The organism is Prosthecobacter sp. (genome assembly GCF_044222565.1).
Taxonomy (GTDB): Bacteria; Verrucomicrobiota; Verrucomicrobiia; order Verrucomicrobiales; family Verrucomicrobiaceae; genus Prosthecobacter.
In genome coordinates, this window is the sequence record NZ_JBGANA010000003.1 from 530,176 (window position 1) to 551,817 (window position 21,642).

The window sequence follows — 21,642 nt, forward strand, 5'->3', positions numbered from 1 at the left end:
ACGCTCTTCAGCAAGGCGTTCCGATCAATGCCTGGACCTCATATCCGTCCCATGAGGGCAAGGACCACGAGGATGACAAGGATGGTGCCGAGGCCGCCGCTAGGACCATAACCCCAGCCGGAGCTGTAAGGCCATGCGGGAAGAGCGCCAATGATGAGAAGAACCAGTAAGACGAGTAATAGTGTGTTCATGCCCATACATCGCCGTAAGTTTCGCGTGCGGTTGTAGTCCAGCGCATTTTTGCGTGATGAAGAGCCACTTTGCTGAGTGCATTCTCGAGACGGATGAAATAAGCGGTTTTTTTTGCGACCTACATCCACGCGACAATGCAGAGGCGATAGGTATGTGGTCAGTCGTTCGAAGTTCTGCTGAGTGTGGAAAAGAGGACGTGCGACCATGGGCGTGAAGCTGACAAGACTTCACGCCCAATTTTTTTGCATTCGTGTGAACATGGCTGCGCACGGATAGAACCGGGCGGGTTTCTTACATCCGAGCGATGGAGTGAACGCGATGATTTGGAGGCAAACAACCTCTTACAACCATGAACGAGTCCTCCAAAACCTCCTCTCCCCAGAAACCCAGCCGGCAGGAAATGATCGATCTTCTGAATGAGGATCTGGCACGCGAATTTCAAGCGGTTATCGCTTATGTGGTGTACAGCCAGACCTTGAAAGGGGCGGAGTACACGGGGATCGCTGGTGAGCTGAAGAAGCATGCCGGCGAGGAGCTGGAACATGCTCTGCTGATCGCCAAGCAGATTGACTATCTGAATGGGACGCCGACGACGGTGCCGAATGAGGTGAAGATGTCTGACAAGCCGAAGGACATGCTGAGCTTTGACCTGGAGAATGAAAGGCAGACGATCCGCAACTACCGCGAGCGAATCCGCCAGGCGGAGGCGATGGGCGAGTATGCGCTGAGCGAGGTGCTGCGGAAGATCATTGCGCAGGAGCAGGAGCATCTCACCGATCTGGCGGATGCGCTGGGAATCGACACTCCGAAGATCGAAGACTGATGCGCGGCGGCGTAGGTACTGCCCGCCACGTGTAGAACTAAAAACCTGCCTGTCCTTTTTGAAAACTTATGAAACCCTGCTTTGAGCGCGCACGTATCGGAGAGCAAACTCATGCTGCCATGAAGCCCTGGCTGATACTGCTGCTCGTCTCGACACTGGCGTGCAGTGTGAGGGCAGCGGTGACCTTGTCGCCGGTTTTCAAAGACCACATGGTGCTGCAGAGGGACAGGCAGGTGCCGGTGTGGGGCTGGGCGGAGCCGGGGCAGGAGATCAATGTTAAGTTTGGCGAGCAGACGAAGGTGACGAAAGCGGACAAGGATGGAAAGTGGAAGGTGGTACTGGATCCGATGCGGGCTAGCAGCGATCCGGATATCCTGCGGGTGTCCGGGCAGAGCACGGAGGTGGTGAAGGACGTGCTGGTGGGTGAGGTGTGGCTGTGCTCGGGGCAGTCGAACATGGCGATGAATGTGAAGGGCGTGGACAATGCGGAGAAAGAGATGTTGGGGGCGAATTTTCCGCTGATCCGCATGTTCTTTGTGCAGAGCTTTACAGCCACCACGCCGCAGGAGCAGTGTGCGGGAGTGTGGCAGATCTGCACTCCGAAGACGGTGGCGAATTTTTCTGCGGCGGCGTATTTTTTTGGGCGCGAACTGCAGCAGGATCTGAAGGTGCCGATAGGGCTGATCAACTCTTCAGTGGGTGGCACGCCCATCGAGTCGTGGACAAGCCTGGAGGCGATGCAGAAGGAGCCGCGGCTGCATTCACTTCTGAAGCGGTGGGAGCGGGATGTGGAGCTGTTTGAGCAGCCGGACAATCGGGCGAAGAATGATCTGGCGAAGAAGCAATGGCAGGATGCGGCAAAGGCCGCGCTGGCAGGAAAGCAGTCTCCGCCGCCGCAACCGGCGTATGTGGGGAGCGATCCGCTGCATGCGGCGAGGCCGGGGAATCTTTTCAATGGGAAGATCGCGCCTCTGGTGCCCTTTTCGATCCGTGGTATTCTATGGTATCAGGGAGAGTCAAACGCGGCAAACGGTCCTTTGTATGCAGTGCAGATGCCGCTGCTTATTCACGACTGGCGCGCGCGCTGGGGGGCTGAACTGCCTTTCGCTTGGGTGCAGCTGCCGAATTTTCAAAAGCGCGAGGCGGAGCCGGATGCTGCGGCGAACTGGGCAAGGCTGCGCGAGGCGCAGGCTGCGGCGCTGAAGGAGCCTAACACTGGAATGACGGTGAACTTGGACATCGGGGATGCGGGAAACATTCACCCGAAGAACAAGCAGGAGATCGGCCGCCGTCTGGCGCTATGGGCTCGGGCGAAGGTGTATGGGGAGAAGTTGGAGTACAGAGGACCGGTGTATCGGAGTCATGAAGTGAAGGGCGGCGAAGTGGTGATCCAGATGGATCATGCGAGCGGGCTGAAGACTTCGGATGGAGGCGCCGCAGTGAAGGGATTTGTGATCGCAGATGAAATGAAACGCTGGCAGTGGGCAGACGCACACATCGAGGATGGCAAGGTGATTGTCTCGCACCCTGCGGTGTTGAAGCCGGTGGCGGTGAGGTATGCGTGGGCGAACAATCCGGAGGTGAATCTGGTGAATGGAAGCGGATTGCCCGCGGCACCATTCCGAACGGATGACTGGGAGATGGACAATGCGGGAAAGACGGCGACGAAATGAAGGATGAACTGGTGACGCCGGAGAGGGGGGTCAGCTTTGCTCGACGGGGCTTTGCCAGGTGGGAGGCTCGGTTTCGGTGGTGGAACGGACGTCTCCACCATCGAAGCGGATGTCAGGGAGCTGGTGGACGGCGTGGCGGAGGGCTTTTTCCCAGGAGTTGTGGATTTCGATGAGGTCGGGGTCGTGGCTATAGAAGCGGCGATAGTGGGAGACGCGGAGGTCGTCGCGATTGTAAAGAAGGAGGTCGACCGGGGGGCCAACGGTAGCGTTTGAGCGCATGGTGGCCTCAAGGGAGAGAAGGGAGTATTTGGCGGCCTGAAAAGTGGTGGTGCTCTGATGGATGATGCCGCGATCAAGAATGGGGCGGCCGTATTTGCTCTCTCCGATCTGGAGAAATGGGGAGTCTGGAGTGGAGCGGAGGGGATTGCCCTGGGGGTAGATCAAGTAAAGTTCGTGGGGCTGGCCTTTGATCTGCCCGCCCAATAGGAGGTGGACATTAAAACTGAAGTTGTCCTTCTCCAATGCGGTGCGGTCGATGTCTGAAATGCGTCGGACCATGCTGCCGAGTTCGCGTGCAGCATCATACATGGTGGGCACTTTGGCGAGGCCTGCGCCAGCATCGAAGTCCTGACGCAGGAGGGTGATGACGGACTGGCTGAGGGAGAGGCTGCCGGTGGTGAGAATGACGAACACGCGCTCTCCGGGGATGACGAACTGGTGCATCTTCTGGCATGTGCTGAAGCGGTCTGAGCCGGAGCTGCTGCGCGAGTCTGAGGCGAGCACAAGGCCGTCTGCTGTATTGATGCCGAGGCAGTAGGACATAGGGATTTTAGGATATACGATTTGGCTGAGGAGTGCGTTCGAGTGTAATTGGGAGATGAGATTGACGGGCTATAGCCCGAACCCCGTACACGAGGTGGGTAAAGAGGGAGTTGGAGCGCGGGAAGCGGGAGGAGGGATCGATTACGTGGACAATTGGGGAAGGTGGAAGCGGGTGATTAAGACTTTTCGAGGGTGTCCACGTGTTCGACGGTGACCTTCATGGTGGTGCAGGTGAAGGATCCGAAGAGGGAGGCGAGGGCAACGTCGGCGGCATCGCGGCCGTAAGCGACGACGATGCGACCGCCGCCGGGTTTGTCTTCTGTTGCGTCAAAGGTGTACCATCGTCCGCCGATGTAGGCCTCAAACCAGGCGTGCATGTCCATGGGCTCCAATTGATGCACGAAGCCGACGACCATGCGGGCGGGGACATTGATGGCTCTGCAGAGGGCGATGCCTAGGTGCGCGAAGTCGCGGCAGACGCCGCGGCGGGTATTGGCGGTCTCGAGAGCGGAGGTGGAGGAGTCGCTGGAACCCATCTCGTAGGTGATGTTGTCGTGGACCCAGGTGCGAATGCGGGCGATCTGATGATGATTGTGCGGGGTGGTGCCGACGATGGAGGAGGCGAGGGCGCCGAGCTTGTCTGACTGACAGTAGCGGCTCGGCAGCAGATAGTGGAGGACATCGACGGGCAGCTGGGCGACGGTCTGCACTTCTGCGAGGGGCTGTTTGTCAAACTCTGAGGGCGCCCAGGCGCGGCACTTCATGGAAAAGTGGAAGTTGCCCTTTGGCATGATGATGCGCTGGCAGAAGTTGCCGTAGAGATCGGTGTATTCGACGACTGGGACGCGGGGCTTGAGATCGAAATCTTCGCGCATAATCCACTGAGCCCAGCCGCTACGGGGGCGGAGCATAAAAATGGCGGAGACGTCTTCATTGTTGAAGTATTCGAGGTGGCAGCTGGCGTCGAGAATCATAGGGAGATAAGGGTATGGAAGGATCGTCGGGGAGGGGTGGGGTGGACTTGTAGGAATAGGAAATGACGAAGAGGCGGATGGCTGAAGCCCGAAATGCATGTGCAGAGGCTGTCGCATGAGGCGGTGGAGGGGCTTAAGTTTTAACTGGATACGGAGCGCAGAGAGCGATGGGGTGAGGAACGAGGACGATGGGCTGGTTAGGAAAACGGACCAGAGATTGGAGGCAAGGTGTGGGGGTGGGGGTGGCGTTTAAGGAGGACTTATTTCATGCATTCCATACTCATCATCGGCTGCGGCAGCATCGGAGAGCGGCATCTGCGCTGCTTTCGAAACACGGGGCGTTGTGTGGTGGCAGCGTGTGACACGAATCCAAAGCTGCTGGAGGCGATGGAGAAAGGATATGGCGTGGCGGTATTCCGCTCGCTGGATGAGGCGCTGGAGAAGGGGCGCTATGATGCTGCGGTGATCTGCACGCCGGCGCATCTGCATCTTCCGATCGCACTGAAGCTGCTGCCGCTTGGGCTGCATTTGTTCATCGAAAAGCCGCTGGCCATTGATACGGCGCTGGTTCCGGAAGTAAGGGCGGCGATGGCAAAGGCTGAGGCACGGGTGGCTGTGGCGTACGTGTACCACTTGATGCCGTGGATTTCGGGGGCACGGGAGTATCTGCTGAAGGGGGAGCTGGGGAAGGTGCTGCATGTGAGCAGTTCATCGGGGCAGCATTTTCCGACGTATCGGCCTGCCTACCGGGACATCTATTATGCGAAGCATGAGCAGGGCGGCGGGGCGATCCAGGACGCGCTCACGCACATCGTGAACGCGGTCGAGTGGCTGATCGGGCCCTGCACGCGGGTTTACTGTGATGCAGCGCATCAGGCGCTGGAAGGGGTGACGGTGGAGGACACGGTGAACGTGAGCGCGCGGCACGGGGAGGTGCTGGTGAGCTATGCGCTGACCCAATTCCAAGCGCCGAACGAAAACACGCTGCTCATCCACTGCGAGCATGGCAGTGTTAAGATTGAGATACATGAACGGCGCTGGGGATTTATGAAACATGGAGAGGCGGGGTGGACGTGGGATGTGACGCCGCCGCTTGAGCGGGACGAGCTTTTCACCGCGCAGGCAAGCGCCTTCATGGATGAGATGGAAGGAATGGCTACGCCGCTGGCGACGTTTGAGGAGGCAGTGCAGACACTGAAGTTTAACCAGGCGGCGCTACGGTCTGCAGCGAGCGGCCAAGCCGTGGAGATCTCATGAGCACGGAACTGAAACTGGCGATGCTGGGGATGATCGAGGGAAACGGGCATCCGTATTCCTGGAGCGGGATCATCAATGGCTATGATCCGGTGGCGATGGCGGAGTGTCCGTATGCGGGCATCCCGGTGTACATGGGGAAGCAGCCGTTGGAGAGCGTGCGCATTCCCGGTGCGCGAGTGACGCATGTGTGGACGGATGATGCGGCGGATGCGCCAAAGGTGGCGGCGGCAAGTCTGATCGAGCATGTGGTGGAGATGCCGGAGGATGTGATCGGAAAGGTGGATGCGGTGATCATTGCCACGGACGATGGGACGGATCATGTGCGGCGGGCGCGGCCGTTTGTGGAGGCGGGGCTGCCGGTGTTTATTGACAAGCCGATGGCAACCACGATGGCTGAGCTGCGGCAGTTTGTGCAATGGGAGCAGGAGGGAAGGATATTACTTTCTACCAGCGGGATGCGCTATGCTCCGGAGATGCGGCTGAGCGAAAGGCAGTGTGAAAATCTGGGAGAGCTGCGGTGGATCACGAGCTTTACGTGCAAGACGTGGGAACGCTACGGCATCCATGCGCTGGAGGCGGTGGAGCCGCTGCTGGGGCCGGGCTTTTTAACGGTGCAGGCGCACAGCGATGCCGGCGGCGATGTGATGCACGTGACGCATCGCAGCGGAGTGAAGGTGACGCTGGGGGCGCTGCATGATGCCTACGGGAGCTTTGGCGCGGTGCACCTGCATGGAACGAAGGGGGACCTGCCGCTGAAACTGGCGGATACGTATCATGCGTTCCGAGGGCAGTTGGTGGCGTTCATTGAGATGCTGCAGACTGGCAAGGCGCCACTACCGTTTGCAGAAACGGTGGAGTTGATGGCTGTGATCATAGGCGGCATACGCAGTCGTGAGCAGAATGGAGCGTGCATTCACATCCGAGAAATCCTGGCAGAACTATGAAAAACTTCTTTTTGCTCCTTCTCCTCCCGCTCATGGCTCAAGCTGACGAAGTGCTAGACATCGGCTCGCGGTGGGAGCTTTTTGTGGATGAGTATCTGGTGGCAGAAAAAAGTGGGGTGGCGCTGAAACTGCATGATCCGGTCAAAAAGGAGATCGTGCTGACGACAGATCAGCCGTGGGAGGGGCCGACGTGCGCCTATTTTACTGTAATCCAGGATGGAAGGAAGGTGCGGATGTATTATCGCGGATCGGCGGGCGGGTCGGATCATAGTGATGACCAGGTGACGTGCGTGGCGGATAGCGAGGACGGGATTCATTTCACGCGGCCGAAGCTGGGACTGATCGAGGCGGGCGGGACGAAGGAGAACAACGTGATCTGGCGTGGGGTGGAGGCGCATAATTTTTCGCCGTTTCTGGATGAAAATCCGCAGGCCAGGCCGGAGCAGCGGTACAAGGCACTGGGAGGCGTCAAGGCACCGGGCAAGAACTGGATGACGGGAGCGACGCCGGGCGGACTGTATGCATTTGCGTCCTCGGACGGAGTACATTGGCAGAAGATGAAGCCGGAACCGGTGATGACGAAGGGGGCGTTTGATTCACAAAACCTCGCGTTCTGGGACGGCGCGCGGAGACGATATGCGTGCTTCAGCCGTATCTTTGTTGATAAAATCCGCGCAGTGCAGAGCAATGAGTCGCAGGATTTTCTGACGTGGACGGAGCCTGTGGCGCATCGCTATGCGGAAGGAGTGCCCCTGGAGCATTTCTACACCTCCGCCACTGTGCCATGCCCGACGGCACCGCATTTGCTCGTGTGCTTTCCTAAGCGGTATGTGACCACGAGGCAGAAGATACCGGAGCATAAGTTCAAAGGAGTTTCGGATGCGGTCTTCATGAGCAGCCGGGATGGGGTGAACTGGGACCGGCCGTTTCTGGAGGCGTGGGTGAGGCCGGGGCTGGATCAGAAAAACTGGACGGATCGGAACAACATGACGGCCAACGGAATCATCGATACAGGTGATGGCGAGTGGTCGCTATATATTAGCGAGCACTATCGCAATGCGGACAACCGCATGCGCAGGATTACGGTTAGAAAGCAGGGATTTGCCTCGATGCATGCGGATGCGAAGGGCGGTGAGTTTGTGACGAAGCCGCTGCGGTTTGAGGGCGGGAAACTGGTGCTCAATTATGCGACGTCCGCGGCGGGGTCGATTCAGATCGAGGTTCAGGATGAGGCGGGAACGGTGCTGGCGACGATGCCGGAGCTGTATGGTGATGAACTGGAGGCGAAGTCGGTGGATATGGAGGCGTTGAAGGGGAAGACGATACGACTCCGGGTGAAGATGAAGGACGCGGACCTGTATGCGCTTCGGTTCGGAGACTAAACCATGCGCTTTCTTCCATCCATATTGATGCTGATGAGCGTGCCGCTGATGCTGCATGCGCAGGCGCCTGTTAAGGTGAAAGTGAGCGAGGTGCGGACGATCTCGCAGCTTCCCCAGTTTTATCATGGATGGCCGACGATGACTCGATGCGCCAACGGGACGCTCGTGGTGGTGTATTCAGGCGGGCGGGAGTTTCATGTGTGCCCATATGGAAGGCAGGAGATGATCACCTCCCGCGACGAGGGGCGGACGTGGACATTGCCACGGGTGCTGGCGGACAGCGCTATAGATGACCGGGACTCGGGAGTGGTGGAGACGAGCAAGGGCACGCTCATTGCGACGATGTTCAACTCGTTCGCTTATCAGATTCACATGAATGCGCCGGAGCGGCTGCTGAAAGGAACGTTCGGCGCTGAGACGGAGGCGATGCTAAGGCGGTGGCATGTGATGGACGAGGCGACCACGCAGGCACAGAAGGTGGCGGAGACGGGCTACTGGATGATGCGGTCCACGGATGCTGGCGTGAACTGGTCGCCCCGGTATCGGGTTCCGGGATACAGCCCGCATGGGCCGGTGAACCTGAAGGATGGGCGGCTGTTTTACGCGACATCGAATGGAAAGAAGGCGGTGGCCTATGTTTCGGATGATGATGGGGTGACCTGGAAGATGCTCTCGGAAATGCCGGTGCGGGCGGGGGAGCTGCACGCGGTGGAGGCGGCGGATGGCGCGATCGTGGTGCAGGTGCGGGACAAGATAGCGAATGGCAAGGGCACGGTTCAAAACACGGCGCAGATCGTTTCAACGGACGGTGGCAAAACGTGGAGCGAGAAGCAGAAGGTGGCGGACGGATTTCCCTCCCACCTGCTGAGACTGGGGGATGGGAGGCTGCTCATGACGTATGCCTGGCGGCAGGAGCCGTTTGGGATTCGTGGGAAGATCAGCGGCGACCATGGCAGAACGTGGTCGGAGGAGTTTGTGCTGACCAAGGATGCGGCGGGATGGGACCTGGGATATCCGAGCAGCGTGGAGCTGGCGGACGGCGGGCTGCTGACGGTGTGGTATGAAGCGCCGAAAGAAGTGCACAAGGCAGTGCTGAAAGAGGCTTGCTGGAGGCTCGAACGATGAAAACGGCCTGTCTCTTCTATTTGCTTCTAAGCCTGAGATGTGTGTGCGGGGAGACGCTGCTGTTCGTGGATGATCACGAAATCTTGTACCGGTCCGGTACACGGAGGCAGATGCATGTGCCGAAGAGGCATGCGGGGAATCCGCTGGTGGTGGGGCCGACAGTCAAGAATCAGGCGGGGTATAACAGTGTGCATCGAGACCCGGAGACGGGTCGATTCCAGATGTGGTACCAATTGTCAGGGAAGGATACGGCGGTTTGTTACGCGGAGTCGGCGGACGGGATTGTGTGGAATAAGCCGGAGCTGGATGTGGTGGCGCACCCGGGAATTACGGACCGGAACGTGGTGCTGGACAGCGTGGAGCAGTATGGGGCGTCTGTCGTGGTGGACGCGCCCGGGGGAGATCCGGAGAGGCGGTACAAGATGGCCTACTGGTCAATCCCGCATGCGGTGCCTGAGGCGGAGGCGGGCAAAGATCCGCGCGGGAAAAATGGCGGAATGTTTGTGGCGTTTTCGGCGGATGGGATTCACTGGAACAAGCAGCCGGGACCGGTGCTGCGCGGGGCGTATGGACGGATGAGCGAGCCGCCGAAAGTGGGGGAGGAGCATGACTTTGGCGTGCACAGCTCCGTAAGCGATGTGCTGGATGCAATGTATGATCCGCTGCGGAAAAAGTATGTGGTTTATGCGAAGGCATGGATTGATGCGCCGGATGGCATGACGTACTGGAAACGGGCGATCGTGCGGACGGAGAGCGATGATTTTTTGAAGTGGTCGCTGCCGCAGCTGGTGATGGCGCCGGATGAATTTGACGGGGTGAGGCCTGCGGATTACCCGGGGACGAGGCGCGGGGTGCAGCTGCATGGCGCGCCCGCTTTTTTACACCATGGGGTGTACTTTGCGCTGGTGCAGGTGGCGGATTTTGAGACGCATGGCCTGCAACCGATCGAACTGGCGACGAGCCGGGACGGCATCGCGTGGCAGAGGCCGTTTCGGAGCACACCGTTCATGGGGACAGTGGAGAACGGGAACGGCTTTGATGCGTCGCGAATTTTTAGCAATGCGACACCGGTGGTGCTGGACGATGAGATGCGGTTCTATTACGCCGGGGCGGAGAATCCGTGGCAGTTTGGCAGGCGGGAGAATGAGTGGGGATCGAAGAAGCGGATGCCGAAAACGGGGATCGGGCTGGCGATGCTGCCTCTGGACCGGTTTGCGGGAGTGAAGCCGCTGGAGAAACTGGGGCAGATGACGCTGAAGCCGCGGCCGCTTGGCGGAATCAAGGGCCTGACGCTGAATGCGGACGCGGGCGGCGGCGCGGTGAGGGTGGAACTGCTGGATGAGCGCGGCTATAGGCTTGCTGGATTTTCCAAGGCAGACGCGGTGCCGATCACAGGGGATGGGCTGCGTCATGAGGTGAAATGGAAGAGGGCAGACCTGAGCAAGCTGCCCGTGCCCGAGATGAAGGTCATCATTCGGATTCATCTCGACAATGCGGAAGCCTTTGCCCTGACTCTTCGCGACTTATGAATACACCTTTGATCCTGATTCTACTGGTGATGATGTCTGCAACGCTGACGGGGGCCGAGGTGGCCGGCGAGCCGACATTTAAGGATGTAAGCTATGGGCCGCATGATCGGAACAAACTGGATGTGTGGCAGGCGAAGGGCGAGGGGGCAAAGCCGCTGCTGATCTTCATTCATGGAGGAGGCTGGGCGGGCGGGAGCAAGGCCGATGTGCCGGTGAAGCTCCTGAACTATATGCTTGCACAGGGCGTTTCGGTGGCGTCCATCAACTACCGGTACTCGACGCAGGCGGTGCTGCCTGCGCCGGTGCATGATGCGGCGCGGGCTGTGCAGTATCTGCGGAGCATGGCAGGCGAGTGGAAGCTGAAATCGGAGCGATTTGCGGCGTATGGTATCTCGGCGGGTGCGACGACTTCGCTGTGGCTGGCGTATCATGAAGACCTCGCTGATGCGAAGAGCAGTGATGCGATCGCGAGACTTTCGACAAGGCTGTGCGCGGCTGTGGCGCTGTCGCCACAGACGTCCATTGAACCTGAGGTGATCACGGGCTGGGTGGGTGAGCAGGTACTGCTACACCCGATGATGGCGCGCGCGGTGGGGGCGAAGCGGGTGGATGAGATGAAGCAGCCGAAGGCGGAGTGGGTGAAGGTGCTGCATGAGTTTTCTCCGATCACGCATGTGTCGCGGGATGATCCGCCGGTGCTGATCTCGAATCCGCGTGTGGACCCGCTGCCGGCGACGAACGCGGGGAGCGCGATCCATCATGCGGAGCTGGGGGCGAAGCTGAAGGAGAAGGCCGACGAGGCAGGGGCGAGGTGCATCCTGCGCATCGAGGAGAAGGCGACGGTGGAGGTGCCGAAGCCGGAGGCGTTTTTGCTGGAGGAACTGCGGCGATGAAACGGGCGCTGCTGATTTTGATGTGTGCGTGTGCCGCCGGGCAGGGCCGGGCGGCGGTGCGGATGCCTGCGGTTTTTTCTGATCATGCGGTGCTGCAGCAGGGCGTGAAGGTGCCGGTGTGGGGATGGGCGGAGAAGGGGGAGAAGGTGACGGTCTCCATCGGCGGACAGACGAGGACGGCGACGGCTGCGGGCGATGGGAAGTGGCGGGTGGATCTGGATGCGCTGAGCAGCAAGGAGGCGCTGGAGATGACGATCTCGGGCACGAACACCATCCGCATTCAGGATGTGCTGGTGGGGGAGACGTGGCTGTGTGCGGGGCAGTCCAACATGGTCATGACCGTGGCAGAGTCGAAGGACTATGAGCAGGAGCGGGTGAAGGCGACGCTGCCGCAGATCCGGATGTTTACGGTGAAGTCGGGAAGGGCGGAGATGGCGCAGGAAGATTGTGAAGGCGCGTGGGTGGTGTCCGGGCCGGAGACGGTGGGCGAATTTTCTGCGGTGGGTTTTTACTTTGCACGGGAGATTCAGCAGCGGCTGGGCGGAGCTGTGGGAGTGATCAACTCGTCGGCGGGAGGGACTCTGATCGAGTCGTGGCTCAATCTGGAGGCGCAGAAGGGGTGTGCGGAGTTGAAGCCTTATTTTGTGCAGCGGGAGCGGTTGATGTTGGAGTTTGACCGTGAGAAGGCGGCGAAGGCGCATGAGGCGGCGTTGATCAAATGGAAGGCGGCTGTGGATGCGGCGCGTGGGGCGGGGAAACCACCGCCAAAGAGGCCGAGTGATCCGTATGGGAGCTTTCTGGGGGTGATGAACGTGGGAGGACTGCACAACGGGAAGATCGCGCCGCTGGTGCCGTATGCGGTGCGTGGTATGGTGTGGTATCAGGGGGAAAGCAATGCCGCGCCTGAGCGGGCGCCCTTTTATGAAACGCAACTGCGGCTGCTGGTGAAGGACTGGCGCGCGCGCTGGGGCGGGGAATTGCCGTTTGCGTGGGTGCAGCTGCCGAACCTGAACAAGAAAGCGCCGTGGCCGGAGATTCGCGAGGCGCAACGGCGTTGCCTGGACCTGCCGCAGACCGGCATGGTGATCACGCTGGATGTGGGGGAGTCGAAGGACATCCACCCGAAGAACAAGCAGGTGGTGGGGCACCGGCTGGCGCTGTGGGCGCTGGGGAAGGTGTATGGCCAGGAGGTGGCGGCGACTTCGGGGCCGCTGCTGGTGAAACAGAAAATTCGTGGTGGGGAGATCGAGCTGCACTTTGAGCATGCGAACGGTGGGCTGGTGGCGCAGGGCGGTGGTGCGCTGAAGGGATTTGTGATTGCAGGGGAAAATCGCGCATGGAAGCCGGCGATGGCGCGGATTGAGGGAGATACGGTGATTGTTTCCGCGCCGCAGGTGGGCAGGCCGGTGGCGGTGAGGTATGCGTGGGCGGTGGATCCGGAGTTCAACCTTTTCAATGGCGCGGGGCTGCCGGCCTCGCCTTTCCGAACTGATTTATGGTAGAAAATTGCATCATCACGAAAGCACTGCTGGAGGAGTTGCGCGATTTTGACACGCCGCTGCTGGCGAACACGATCGGCTATGTGAGCAAAGCGGCACCGCATGAGTATTACTGCGGCGGGGACATCCAGAGTGTGACGCCGCCGCTGGGGCCGACGGTGGGGGTGGTATTCACGGCGGAGATCGACAGCAGCACGCCGGGTGAAGCGGGTGACACGGCGCTGTATTGGGAACTGCTGGAGATGATGCGGCAGTGTGAGCTGCCGTACGTGCTGGTTGCCAAGGCGGTGGGATCGCGGCCAGAGCATGAGTGCCTGATCGGTGATGGAATGGCGAAGACGCTGTATTCGGTGGGCTGCACGGGCATGGTGACGGACAGCCGGGTGCGCGACATTGCGGGGCTGATTTCAACGCCGTTTGCAGTGTATGGGCGCGGGCGGGCGGTGCATCATGAGGCGCTGAGATTCCGCCACATCAACCGGCCGGTGGAGATCAGCGGGGTGACGTTTTCGAAGGGAGAAGTGGTGCATGCGGATCAGAACGGGGTGATCCGAATTCCGCCGGATTGTCTGGCCAGTCTGGCGGAGGCTGCAGTGAAGAACCGGGCGTTTGAGCATGAGGCGCACATGTTTTTGCGGCGCACAGACAAGACGCCGGCGGAGAAAAGGGAGCAGGTTCTGGCTCTGGTGCGGAAGTATGGATTTGGTGATTGTGTGAGTGGCGGCAAAGATGGGAAAAGATGAATTTTCAACAACCGATCGTCATGAAACGAATTTTGATGACTTGTCTGATGATGGCTGCGACCGGACTTTCGTGTGCGGCGGCGGAGCGCACTCTGCTGTTTGTGGATGATCATGATGTGCTTTATCGGGCTGGCACGCGGAGGGTGATGGAGCAGCCGGTGAGGCATGCGAAGAATCCGCTGATCACGGAGGACAAGCCGTGGGAGATGGCGATCGGGTGGACGAGTGTGAGGCGGGATGAGAAGACGGGGAGATATCAGCTCTGGTATCAGGCGTATGCGGGAACGCGTTCGCAGGTGAAGACGCATGAGTGCGTTGTGTGCTATGCGGAGTCGGATGATGGCATTGCTTTTACGAAACCGAAGCTGGGGCTGTTTGATTTCAACGGGGAAAGGGATACAAACATCGTGCTGCTGGGCGGCGGTGGGTATGGGGACCGGTACTGCAACTCGGTGCTGTATGACACGCGGGAGAAGGATGAGGCGAAGCGGTACAAGATGGCTTTCAATGATTGGACGTACGATGAGAAGGGAGAGGCTTCGGCGGGGCTGCATGTGGCGTATTCGCCTGACGGCATTCACTGGACGAAGGCGAAGGGCGCGCCGTTTTATAAAAACAGCTTTGGCGGGAAGGGACAGCAGGAGCCGTTTGTGGGGGAGAATCCGTATTCAGAAACGAAGCTGCCGGATGGAAGGGTGCGCAGACAGTCGCTGATGCCGCTGACTCTGTCTGACGCGGCGGATGTGATCTATGATCCGAAGCTCGAGGCGTATGTCATCTTTGGCAAGATGTGGCTGTGCGGTCCGGACGGAGGGCATGCGTGGAAGCACGGGATGGGGCGCAGCGAGAGCAAGGATTTTCTGCACTGGAGCAAGCCGCAGTTTGTGTCTGTGCCGGATGATGAGGACGGGGAGCTGGAGTTTCACACTTCGCCAGTGTTCATCTATCGGGAGCGCTATTTTAGCCTGAATCAGATTCTGAATCGAGCGGAGCATGGGATGATGGATATTGAGCTGATGGTGAGCCGGGATGGGTTTGAGTGGGAGAGGCCGTTCAGGAAAACGCTGTTTTTGCCGAGGAGCGCGGGGCAGCAGTTTGACAGCGGGACGATATTGACGAACTGCAACATAATCGTGCAGGGAAATGAGATGCGGTTTTACTACGGGGCGTACAGCAGCGGGGCGATCGGCGGGGGAACCGACATCACGGGGGACCAGCAGAAGAGCGGGGTGGGGCTGGTGACGCTGCCGCTGGACCGGTTTGCGGGGATTCGCAGCCACCCGGCGGCGCCGACTGCGAAGGTGAAGAAGCCGGCGGATGTGGGGCAGATCACGCTGAAGCCGCTGGATCTCACAGGGCGCACTGAGATCTATGTGAATGCGAACGCAAAGGGTGGCGCGGTGCTGGCGGAGCTGCTGGATGCAGATGGGTATCGGGTGCCGGGCTTTGACAAGGCGAACTGCAAGGCCGTGGAGGGGGATGCTCTGCGTCAGAAGATCGGGTGGAAGAACAAGACGCTGGCGGAGCTTCCTGCTGGCAAGTATCACATACGGCTCCAACTAACGAAGGCGTCTGTCTATTCGATCACGCTTCACTGATTTAAACTTTTCCAATCACAAATGAAACTACGACCCTCACGAATCCTGCGCGAACTGCGCAATGGCCAGAACTCCACGGTGATCAAGCTGAACCTGGGGGATCCACGGATCGTGGAACTTGCGGGACTCGCAGGGGCTTCGGCAGTGTGGCTGTGCAATGAGCATGTGCCGAACGACTGGCTGAATCTTGAGCACCAGATCCGTGCGGCGAAATTGTATGACATGGACAGCATCGTGCGGGTAAACAAGGGAGGCTACAGCGAGTATGTGAAGCCCTTTGAATGCGATGCGACGGGGATCATGGTGCCACATGTGACGAGTGCGGAGGAGGCGCGAAATGTGGTGGACATGGTAAGGTGCCGGCCGCTGGGCAGCAAGGCGCTGGATGCGGGAAACATGGACGGATTCTTCTGCCAGGTGCCGCTGGAGGAATATGCGCAACACTGCAACACGGAGAAGTTTGTGATTTTGCAGATCGAGAGCCCTGAGGCGCTGGAGGTGGTGGAGGAGATCGCTGCGGTGCCGGGGTATGACATGCTGCTCTTTGGAGCGGGGGACTTCAGCCACCGCATCGGCAAGCTGGGGCAGGCCACGCATCCGGAGGTGATGGCGGCGCGCAAGCGTGTGCACGCGGCGGCGGTGAAGCATGGCAAGTATCCGGCGGTGGCGTCGCTTTTTGGACAGCGGGAAATGCTGGAGAATGAGGAGGGCGTGCGGGTGTTTACCCTGGGTGCGGATGTGGTCGAGATGGGGAATGCATTCCGCCGAATGGTGGGGGATTTCGGTGGGGTGAATGCTGCGGGTGGCAGTGACTCGGTGTACAAGTCCACGAAGTAAAACCAGCGATCCCTCACACTTTACGAACGCCTTTGCCTGCGAAGAGCTACTGTTGAACCTGGAAACCTGGATGCTGGCCTACGGAACACACAGAAGATCAGACCAACGTCCTGACCCGAGGCAATCGACCGGATTTGTGAGTGAAGCAACTTTTCTGATCCATTCTTTACATTCGACTCCTTTATGAACCTCCCCTCTTTTTCTCTTCACGATAAAACCATTCTTCTCACCGGAGGCGCGGGTCTGTATGGACGAGGTCTGGCGGCAATGCTGGCGGAGGCGGGGGCGACGCTGGTGATGGCCTCGCGAGACGTGGCGAAGCTGCGGCAGGTGGCAGAGGAGGAGCGGGCGAAGGGGCACAGGGTGTTTGCAGAGGCGCTGGATCAAGGAGATGAGGTTTCGGTAATGGCGCTGCATGAGCGCGTGCGCGCGCAACATGGGGCGTTGCATGGGCTGGTGAACAATGCAGTGCTGCGGCCGATGAAGGGGGCGGAGGGTGCGGCGGAGCAATTTGCGGAGTCGATGCGTGTGAATGCGACAGGCCTGATGCTGATGCACCGCCACTTTGGAAAAGCGATGGCAGAGGCGGGGCGCGGGAGCATCGTGAACATCGGCAGCATTCAGGGAATGATAGGGCCGAGCTATGAATTGTATGCGGGCACGAACATGGGGGACATGCCGCCGGATTATTTCTTCCACAAAGGCGGGATGGAGAACCTGACGCGCTTCTACGCGGCCCTGTATGGGCCGAGGGGGGTGCGGGTGAACAACCTGGCGCCGGGGGGATTTTTCAATCATCAGCCGGAGCCGTTTTTGCAACGCTACTGCGAGCACACCATGCTGGGGCGCATGGCGGATGAGACGGATCTGGGGGGCGCGGTGATCTTTCTGCTAAGTGATGCGTCGCGGTATATTACCGGAGTGAATTTGCCGGTGGATGGGGGGTATACGGCGAAGTGAGGAGGATGGAGGTTGCGGTTGTTGGCAGTTGTTTGCGTTTGTTGGCCTGAGACTTGGGAGTGGCGGGAGCTGGGGTGGTTTTTTGGTAGGAAGGTTACGCGCAGATGTGGGGGCGGCGGCGATGGTGAGGGTGAAGAACCTGAAGAGGGCGGAGGTGTGAGACGAGACGCACTGCCGCGCCGAGATGAACCTGTGAACCTGATTTTATTATGAACATCCTCATGATCGATATTGGCGGCAGTAATGTGAAGATGATGATCAGCGGCGGAACGGAGATGCGGAAGTTTCCGTCCGGGCGCGGGCTGACGGCGGCGGACATGGTGAAGGGGGTGAAGGTGATGACTTCGGACTGGAATTATGACGCGATCTCGATGGGCTTTCCGGGTCTGGTGGAAAAGGGCAGGCTGGTACGGGAGCCGCTGAATCTTTCCGGCGGGTGGCTGAACTTTGACTTTGCGAAGGCGTTTGGAAAGCCGGTTAAAATAATCAATGATGCGGCGATGCAGGCGCTGGCGCACTATCAAGGCGGTCGCATGCTTTTCGTGGGCTTTGGCACGAGCGTGGGCGCCGCGATGGTGGTGGACGGGGTGATCATGCCTGTGGAACTGGGGTTGATCCCGCTGCGCGGGCGGCGCACCTTTATGAAGTTGCTGACGAAGGAGGCGCGGCGTCGCAATGGGCATGAGCGCTGGCAGAGGCATGTGCACCGCGCGGTGGCACTGCTGAAGGATGTGTTCTGGCCGGGCGATACAGTGATCGGCGGCGGGAATGCGAAGCATCTGGATCCGCTGCCGGAGGGGTGCCGGAGGAGTTGCAATCAGGACGCCATTCACGGGGCGGTGCGTTTGTGGAAGGATGCGGCGCATGTGCACCATTCGGAAGTCCAGGCGGTGCCATTGAGAACAAGACGCGTGGGCATGAGGCCGGTGGAAAGGGCGCGTTGAGTGTGAGGGGACCTGCGATTGAGGTGAGGAGTTAAGCTGCCTGGATTTCGAAATCGGGTACTACAAAAGTTTCTGCGGTAAGATTGGGTTTCTCAGCGTGCGGAAGTTCCAAGGCAGTTGCTCGCGGATGAAGAGCTGGTCTGTGATGAGGATGGAACGCCGCGGCGAGTTGCATTCGAGTGCCGATTCGGGAGCGGTGGGATGAGACGTGCCGGTACTTTACGCGGCAGCGGGTGGCGCCAAAGGGAGGATGGCTGGGTTTCCTTTCGTGTGCAGTGAAAAGGTAAATCAATGCAGGCTGAGTTCGTCTACGCTAGCTGTATACCGGCTCCTTTTTGTCGGGCTGGGACCGACGCAAAATTGCTCGACCTGATGTTGAAGTCTAGCTCTTCAGGAGAAGGCGGTATTATCTTGTGCTGAGAAAGCCTGGCGCCGCCGAGGGCTGATGTGTGGGGACGGCAAGCGCAAGGTATTAGGCTGATCGAGGGATCAGGAGGTAAATGGAGAGGACCGAGAACGTGTTTGGAGCGTAATTTTGCGGAGTGGGAGACTGATGCCATGCATCGATACAAAATCCATTTCACAAGGGGAGGAACTGCATTCAAAGATGCGGACAGGTGTGCTATGGACGGGGCTCTCGTTTGTTTGTACCGGGGAGATTCTCTGGCGGCGGTGTTTCCCAGGCGAATCGTGACGAGGATCGAAGAGCAGGCGGGAAAGGATCAAGAGGGTAGCCCTCTGCTTAACTGGATGAGCGTCTTGTCTGAGCTGCCCGCAGAGCCGCCGCCGATGTCGCAATAAAGGAAACCGGGCTGGGATGCCGAGGGGGGAAGACGAATGGGCTCTTTCTTTGAGAATGGTGCTACTCGATGAACTCGAGGGTGCCGTCGGTGAGGCGGTAGAAGGCGCCCACGATCTTGATCTCACGCTTGTCCTCCATCTCTTTGAGGATGGGGCTGCGGGTGCGGATCTGGGAGAGGGCGTGGCGGACGTTGTTGCGGGCGACGTGGCGCACGTAGAGGGGATTGGCGGAGGTTTGCTCTCCTGGAAAGCTGCTGCTGAGGGCGACGGCGGGCTTGATTTTGGCGAGGAGGCTGGTGAGGTTTCCGAGCTGGACGTCATCGATGGCGCCGCGGATGGCACCGCAATGCTGGTGACCCATGACGAGGATCATTTTGGCGCCGGCGACTTTGCAGGCGAACTCCATGCTGCCAAGGATGTCTTCATTGACGAGGTTTCCGGCGACGCGGGCGACGAAGACATCGCCGATGCCCTGGTCGAAGACGTCCTCCACGGGGACGCGGCTGTCGAGGCAGCTTAGGACGACGGCTTTGGGGAACTGGCCGACGGCGGATTTGCGGACCTGCTCAGGGTGATTGCGGCGGGTGATCTGGCCGCTGCGGAACCGGCGGTTGCCGTCTTTGAACTGCTGGAGGACTTCTTCCGGAGTGAGGCGGGCCTGCTCTTCGGCGGTGGTGACATGGCTGATGAGTGGTTCCTCTTCGGGGACATCACTCTCATAGGCGGCGATGGTGGGCGCGGAGGTGAGGAGATCGCTCTGAAGGCGTTGGAGGAGGGTTTCCGCGCGGTCGGGTTCGAGGGTGATTTCGATCTGCACTTTGGCGGTTTCGGCCGAGGCAGGGTCGGTTTCCGAACTGCCAGCCGAGAGTGAGTCGATGCCACGCACGGGAACGGTCATGTGGCCGTGGGCACCGATTTCTTCGAGGAGCGCGGCGACGTGCTCTTCGGCGACGGGGTCACAGATGATGGAGACGCGTTTCAGGGAAGGGGGATTCATGCTGGGTGCTGTATGGAAGGATGCCATGGTTCTTTGGCGAGGGGGATGATTCGTTCCAATTCAAGAATTGGCAGACATCGTTCGTTTTGGTATATGGATGGACATGGCTTTTTTGAATTATCATCATCTGCGCTACTTTCGTGCCATTGCGTTGGAGGGAAGTCTGACGAAGGCGGCGGGGCATCTGAAAATTTCGCAGTCGGCGCTGAGTGTGCAGCTCAGGAGCCTGGAGGAGAGCCTGGGTCAGAGGCTGTTTGAGCGGAAGAACAAGGCGCTGGTGCTGACGGAGGCGGGGAGGATAGCGCTGGAGTATGCGCATGGGATTTTCCGCAGCGGGGAGGAGCTGATCGATCTCATGAAGAATCGCGCGGGGAGGAGCCGCGGGCTGCTGCGGGTGGGGGCCGCCTCAAATGTTTCGCGAAATTTTCAACTGAGGTTTCTGCGTCCGCTGATTTCGCGTGATGACGTGGAGCTGATCATTCACTCGGGCACGCTTCGGGAGCTGCTGGCGCAGCTGCAGAATCACACTCTGGACGTGGTGCTCTCTAACACGGCGGTGCGGCGGGATGCGGAGACGGTGTGCCACAGCCACCTGTTGGACGAGCAGTCGGTCAGCCTGGTGGGGCACAAGAAGCGGGGGCTGAAGCCGTTCCGATTTCCGGCGGATCTGCGCACGGTGCCGATCGTGCTTCCGAGCCAGGGGAGCAGCATTCGCGCGGCGTTTGATGTGTTGATGGACCAGAGCGGCATCCGCCCGATCATCGCGGCGGAGGTGGATGACATGGCGATGCTGCGCCTGGTGGCGCGTGAGACGCAGGGAGTGACGCTGGTGCCGCCGGTGGTTGTGAAAGATGAGCTGGATAGCGGGGTGCTGGTGGAGCGCCACCGGTTTCCGCAGATCAAAGAGAGCTTTTATGCGATCACACCGAGCCGGAGGTTTCCGAATTTGATTTTGCGGGAGCTGATGAGGAGGTGAGTGGTGGCGGGGCTTACGAACCCCAGGGTCTCCTCGCCGAGGCTCGACAAGCCGGGGCTATATTCTACAGCCCCCTCAGGGCTGATGTTTGGCGGCGCGAAGTGATGAAAGTGAGCGGCATTTTAGAAAAAACCCGCAGAGTTTCTGGCGCAGTGGAATACGCAAGCAGCCGCCTTAACTGAGTGCTGATCATGCACGGCATTTTTATCGCGGGGCGCTGGGTTCTCGGCTTGTTTGGGACTTGGAGGGGGGGCAGGCTTCCTTGCTGGTGTGAGCTGCTTTGTGTGACGGGGCATTGATCTGTTCGCGGTTTGCTTTGGCGTCGTCCCAAGACATTTTGGCGATTAGGGCCTCCAAGGAATAGTTGCGGCTTGTTCTCATAGGGGTGTGGGTTTGAATGAGTTTGCGCTGACCCGAAGAATACGAGCATGGCGTGCCAGAGGCTGGCCGCGAGCATCGGTTCCGGTGCCGTATTCCATTAGGCGGTGCTCCTAGACTTGCGCTGCGCTGCGGCTGAGCAGGGTTCGACGATTCTATCCAGCCTTTTCAAGGCAAATGGGCGCGAATAGCCGCGAAATTTTTGGAATGATGAAACGGGGGAGTGATGGGATGGACTGGCTCTTGTGAGTTTGAATCACGAGTGTGAGGAGGAGGTGGAGAGATTTTTTGAAAC

At 59.5% G+C, this 21,642-nt stretch carries 19 protein-coding genes; 15 read left to right on the top strand and 4 right to left on the bottom strand.

Annotated features, from left to right (window positions below; all coding sequences use genetic code 11):
* Window positions 1-38 precede the first annotated feature (38 nt).
* Window positions 39-197: a DUF3309 domain-containing protein gene (locus ACILSR_RS06600; RefSeq protein WP_395748939.1), complete on the bottom strand. Its 159-nt coding sequence runs from the start codon at window positions 195-197 to the stop codon at window positions 39-41.
* 344 nt (window positions 198-541) lie between these two features.
* Here ACILSR_RS06600 and ACILSR_RS06605 point away from each other — a divergent pair, with 344 nt between their 5' ends.
* Entirely contained in the window at window positions 542-1,015 is a 474-nt protein-coding gene (locus ACILSR_RS06605; protein WP_395748940.1) for a bacterioferritin, read from the top strand.
* Window positions 1,016-1,134: 119 nt separating this feature from the next.
* Entirely contained in the window at window positions 1,135-2,688 is a 1,554-nt protein-coding gene (locus ACILSR_RS06610) for a sialate O-acetylesterase (protein WP_395748941.1), read from the top strand.
* A 30-nt stretch (window positions 2,689-2,718) separates the two neighbouring features.
* Here the strand turns inward: ACILSR_RS06610 and ACILSR_RS06615 are convergent, their stop codons facing one another.
* Together ACILSR_RS06615 and ACILSR_RS06620 are read right to left on the bottom strand one after the other, a co-directional pair.
* Window positions 2,719-3,510 carry a peptidase gene (locus ACILSR_RS06615; protein WP_395748942.1) on the bottom strand — a complete coding sequence of 264 codons (792 nt, stop codon included), beginning with the start codon at window positions 3,508-3,510 and terminating at the stop codon, window positions 2,719-2,721.
* A gap of 176 nt (window positions 3,511-3,686) precedes the next feature.
* Window positions 3,687-4,484, bottom strand: a complete 798-nt coding sequence (locus tag ACILSR_RS06620; protein WP_395748943.1) for a transglutaminase family protein — start codon at window positions 4,482-4,484, stop codon at window positions 3,687-3,689.
* Between the two features lie 267 nt (window positions 4,485-4,751).
* On the opposite strand from ACILSR_RS06620, the gene ACILSR_RS06625 reads away from it, so the two are divergent.
* The 12 genes from ACILSR_RS06625 to ACILSR_RS06680 all read left to right on the top strand — a co-directional run bounded on the left by ACILSR_RS06625 (window position 4,752) and on the right by ACILSR_RS06680 (window position 18,195).
* The gene (locus ACILSR_RS06625; RefSeq protein WP_395748944.1) at window positions 4,752-5,741 is read left to right on the top strand and encodes a Gfo/Idh/MocA family protein; all 990 of its coding nucleotides are present in this window, start codon (window positions 4,752-4,754) and stop codon (window positions 5,739-5,741) included.
* Complete coding sequence (locus ACILSR_RS06630; protein WP_395748945.1) at window positions 5,738-6,685, top strand: Gfo/Idh/MocA family protein; 948 nt, start codon at window positions 5,738-5,740, stop codon at window positions 6,683-6,685. The genes ACILSR_RS06625 and ACILSR_RS06630 overlap by 4 nt, the downstream gene beginning before the upstream one ends.
* 32 nt (window positions 6,686-6,717) lie before the next feature.
* Window positions 6,718-8,067: a hypothetical protein gene (locus tag ACILSR_RS06635; protein ID WP_395748946.1), complete on the top strand. Its 1,350-nt coding sequence runs from the start codon at window positions 6,718-6,720 to the stop codon at window positions 8,065-8,067.
* Window positions 8,068-8,070: 3 nt separating this feature from the next.
* The gene (locus tag ACILSR_RS06640) at window positions 8,071-9,192 is read left to right on the top strand and encodes a sialidase family protein (protein WP_395748947.1); all 1,122 of its coding nucleotides are present in this window, start codon (window positions 8,071-8,073) and stop codon (window positions 9,190-9,192) included.
* The gene (locus ACILSR_RS06645) at window positions 9,189-10,721 is read left to right on the top strand and encodes a hypothetical protein (protein ID WP_395748948.1); all 1,533 of its coding nucleotides are present in this window, start codon (window positions 9,189-9,191) and stop codon (window positions 10,719-10,721) included. The genes ACILSR_RS06640 and ACILSR_RS06645 overlap by 4 nt, the downstream gene beginning before the upstream one ends.
* Window positions 10,718-11,614, top strand: a complete 897-nt coding sequence (locus ACILSR_RS06650; protein WP_395748949.1) for an alpha/beta hydrolase fold domain-containing protein — start codon at window positions 10,718-10,720, stop codon at window positions 11,612-11,614. Before ACILSR_RS06645 ends, ACILSR_RS06650 begins: the two co-directional genes overlap by 4 nt.
* A complete protein-coding gene (locus ACILSR_RS06655; protein WP_395748950.1) occupies window positions 11,611-13,116 on the top strand; it encodes a sialate O-acetylesterase in 1,506 nt (501 codons plus the stop codon). Before ACILSR_RS06650 ends, ACILSR_RS06655 begins: the two co-directional genes overlap by 4 nt.
* Window positions 13,110-13,856 (top strand): RraA family protein, encoded by a 747-nt coding sequence (locus ACILSR_RS06660; protein ID WP_395748951.1) that lies wholly within the window; start codon window positions 13,110-13,112, stop codon window positions 13,854-13,856. Before ACILSR_RS06655 ends, ACILSR_RS06660 begins: the two co-directional genes overlap by 7 nt.
* A gap of 20 nt (window positions 13,857-13,876) precedes the next feature.
* The gene (locus ACILSR_RS06665) at window positions 13,877-15,454 is read left to right on the top strand and encodes a hypothetical protein (RefSeq protein ID WP_395748952.1); all 1,578 of its coding nucleotides are present in this window, start codon (window positions 13,877-13,879) and stop codon (window positions 15,452-15,454) included.
* Window positions 15,455-15,475: 21 nt separating this feature from the next.
* A complete protein-coding gene (locus ACILSR_RS06670; RefSeq protein ID WP_395748953.1) occupies window positions 15,476-16,291 on the top strand; it encodes an HpcH/HpaI aldolase/citrate lyase family protein in 816 nt (271 codons plus the stop codon).
* Between the two features lie 183 nt (window positions 16,292-16,474).
* Entirely contained in the window at window positions 16,475-17,251 is a 777-nt protein-coding gene (locus ACILSR_RS06675; protein ID WP_395748954.1) for an SDR family oxidoreductase, read from the top strand.
* Window positions 17,252-17,460: 209 nt separating this feature from the next.
* Complete coding sequence (locus ACILSR_RS06680) at window positions 17,461-18,195, top strand: ROK family protein (protein WP_395748955.1); 735 nt, start codon at window positions 17,461-17,463, stop codon at window positions 18,193-18,195.
* Window positions 18,196-19,057: 862 nt separating this feature from the next.
* On the opposite strand, the gene ACILSR_RS06685 is transcribed toward ACILSR_RS06680, so the two are convergent.
* On the bottom strand, window positions 19,058-19,993 hold the full coding sequence (locus ACILSR_RS06685; protein WP_395748956.1) for a carbonic anhydrase family protein: 936 nt from the start codon (window positions 19,991-19,993) through the stop codon (window positions 19,058-19,060).
* A 103-nt stretch (window positions 19,994-20,096) separates the two neighbouring features.
* On the opposite strand from ACILSR_RS06685, the gene ACILSR_RS06690 reads away from it, so the two are divergent.
* Complete coding sequence (locus ACILSR_RS06690) at window positions 20,097-20,969, top strand: LysR family transcriptional regulator (protein ID WP_395748957.1); 873 nt, start codon at window positions 20,097-20,099, stop codon at window positions 20,967-20,969.
* Window positions 20,970-21,642: the final 673 nt, after the last annotated feature.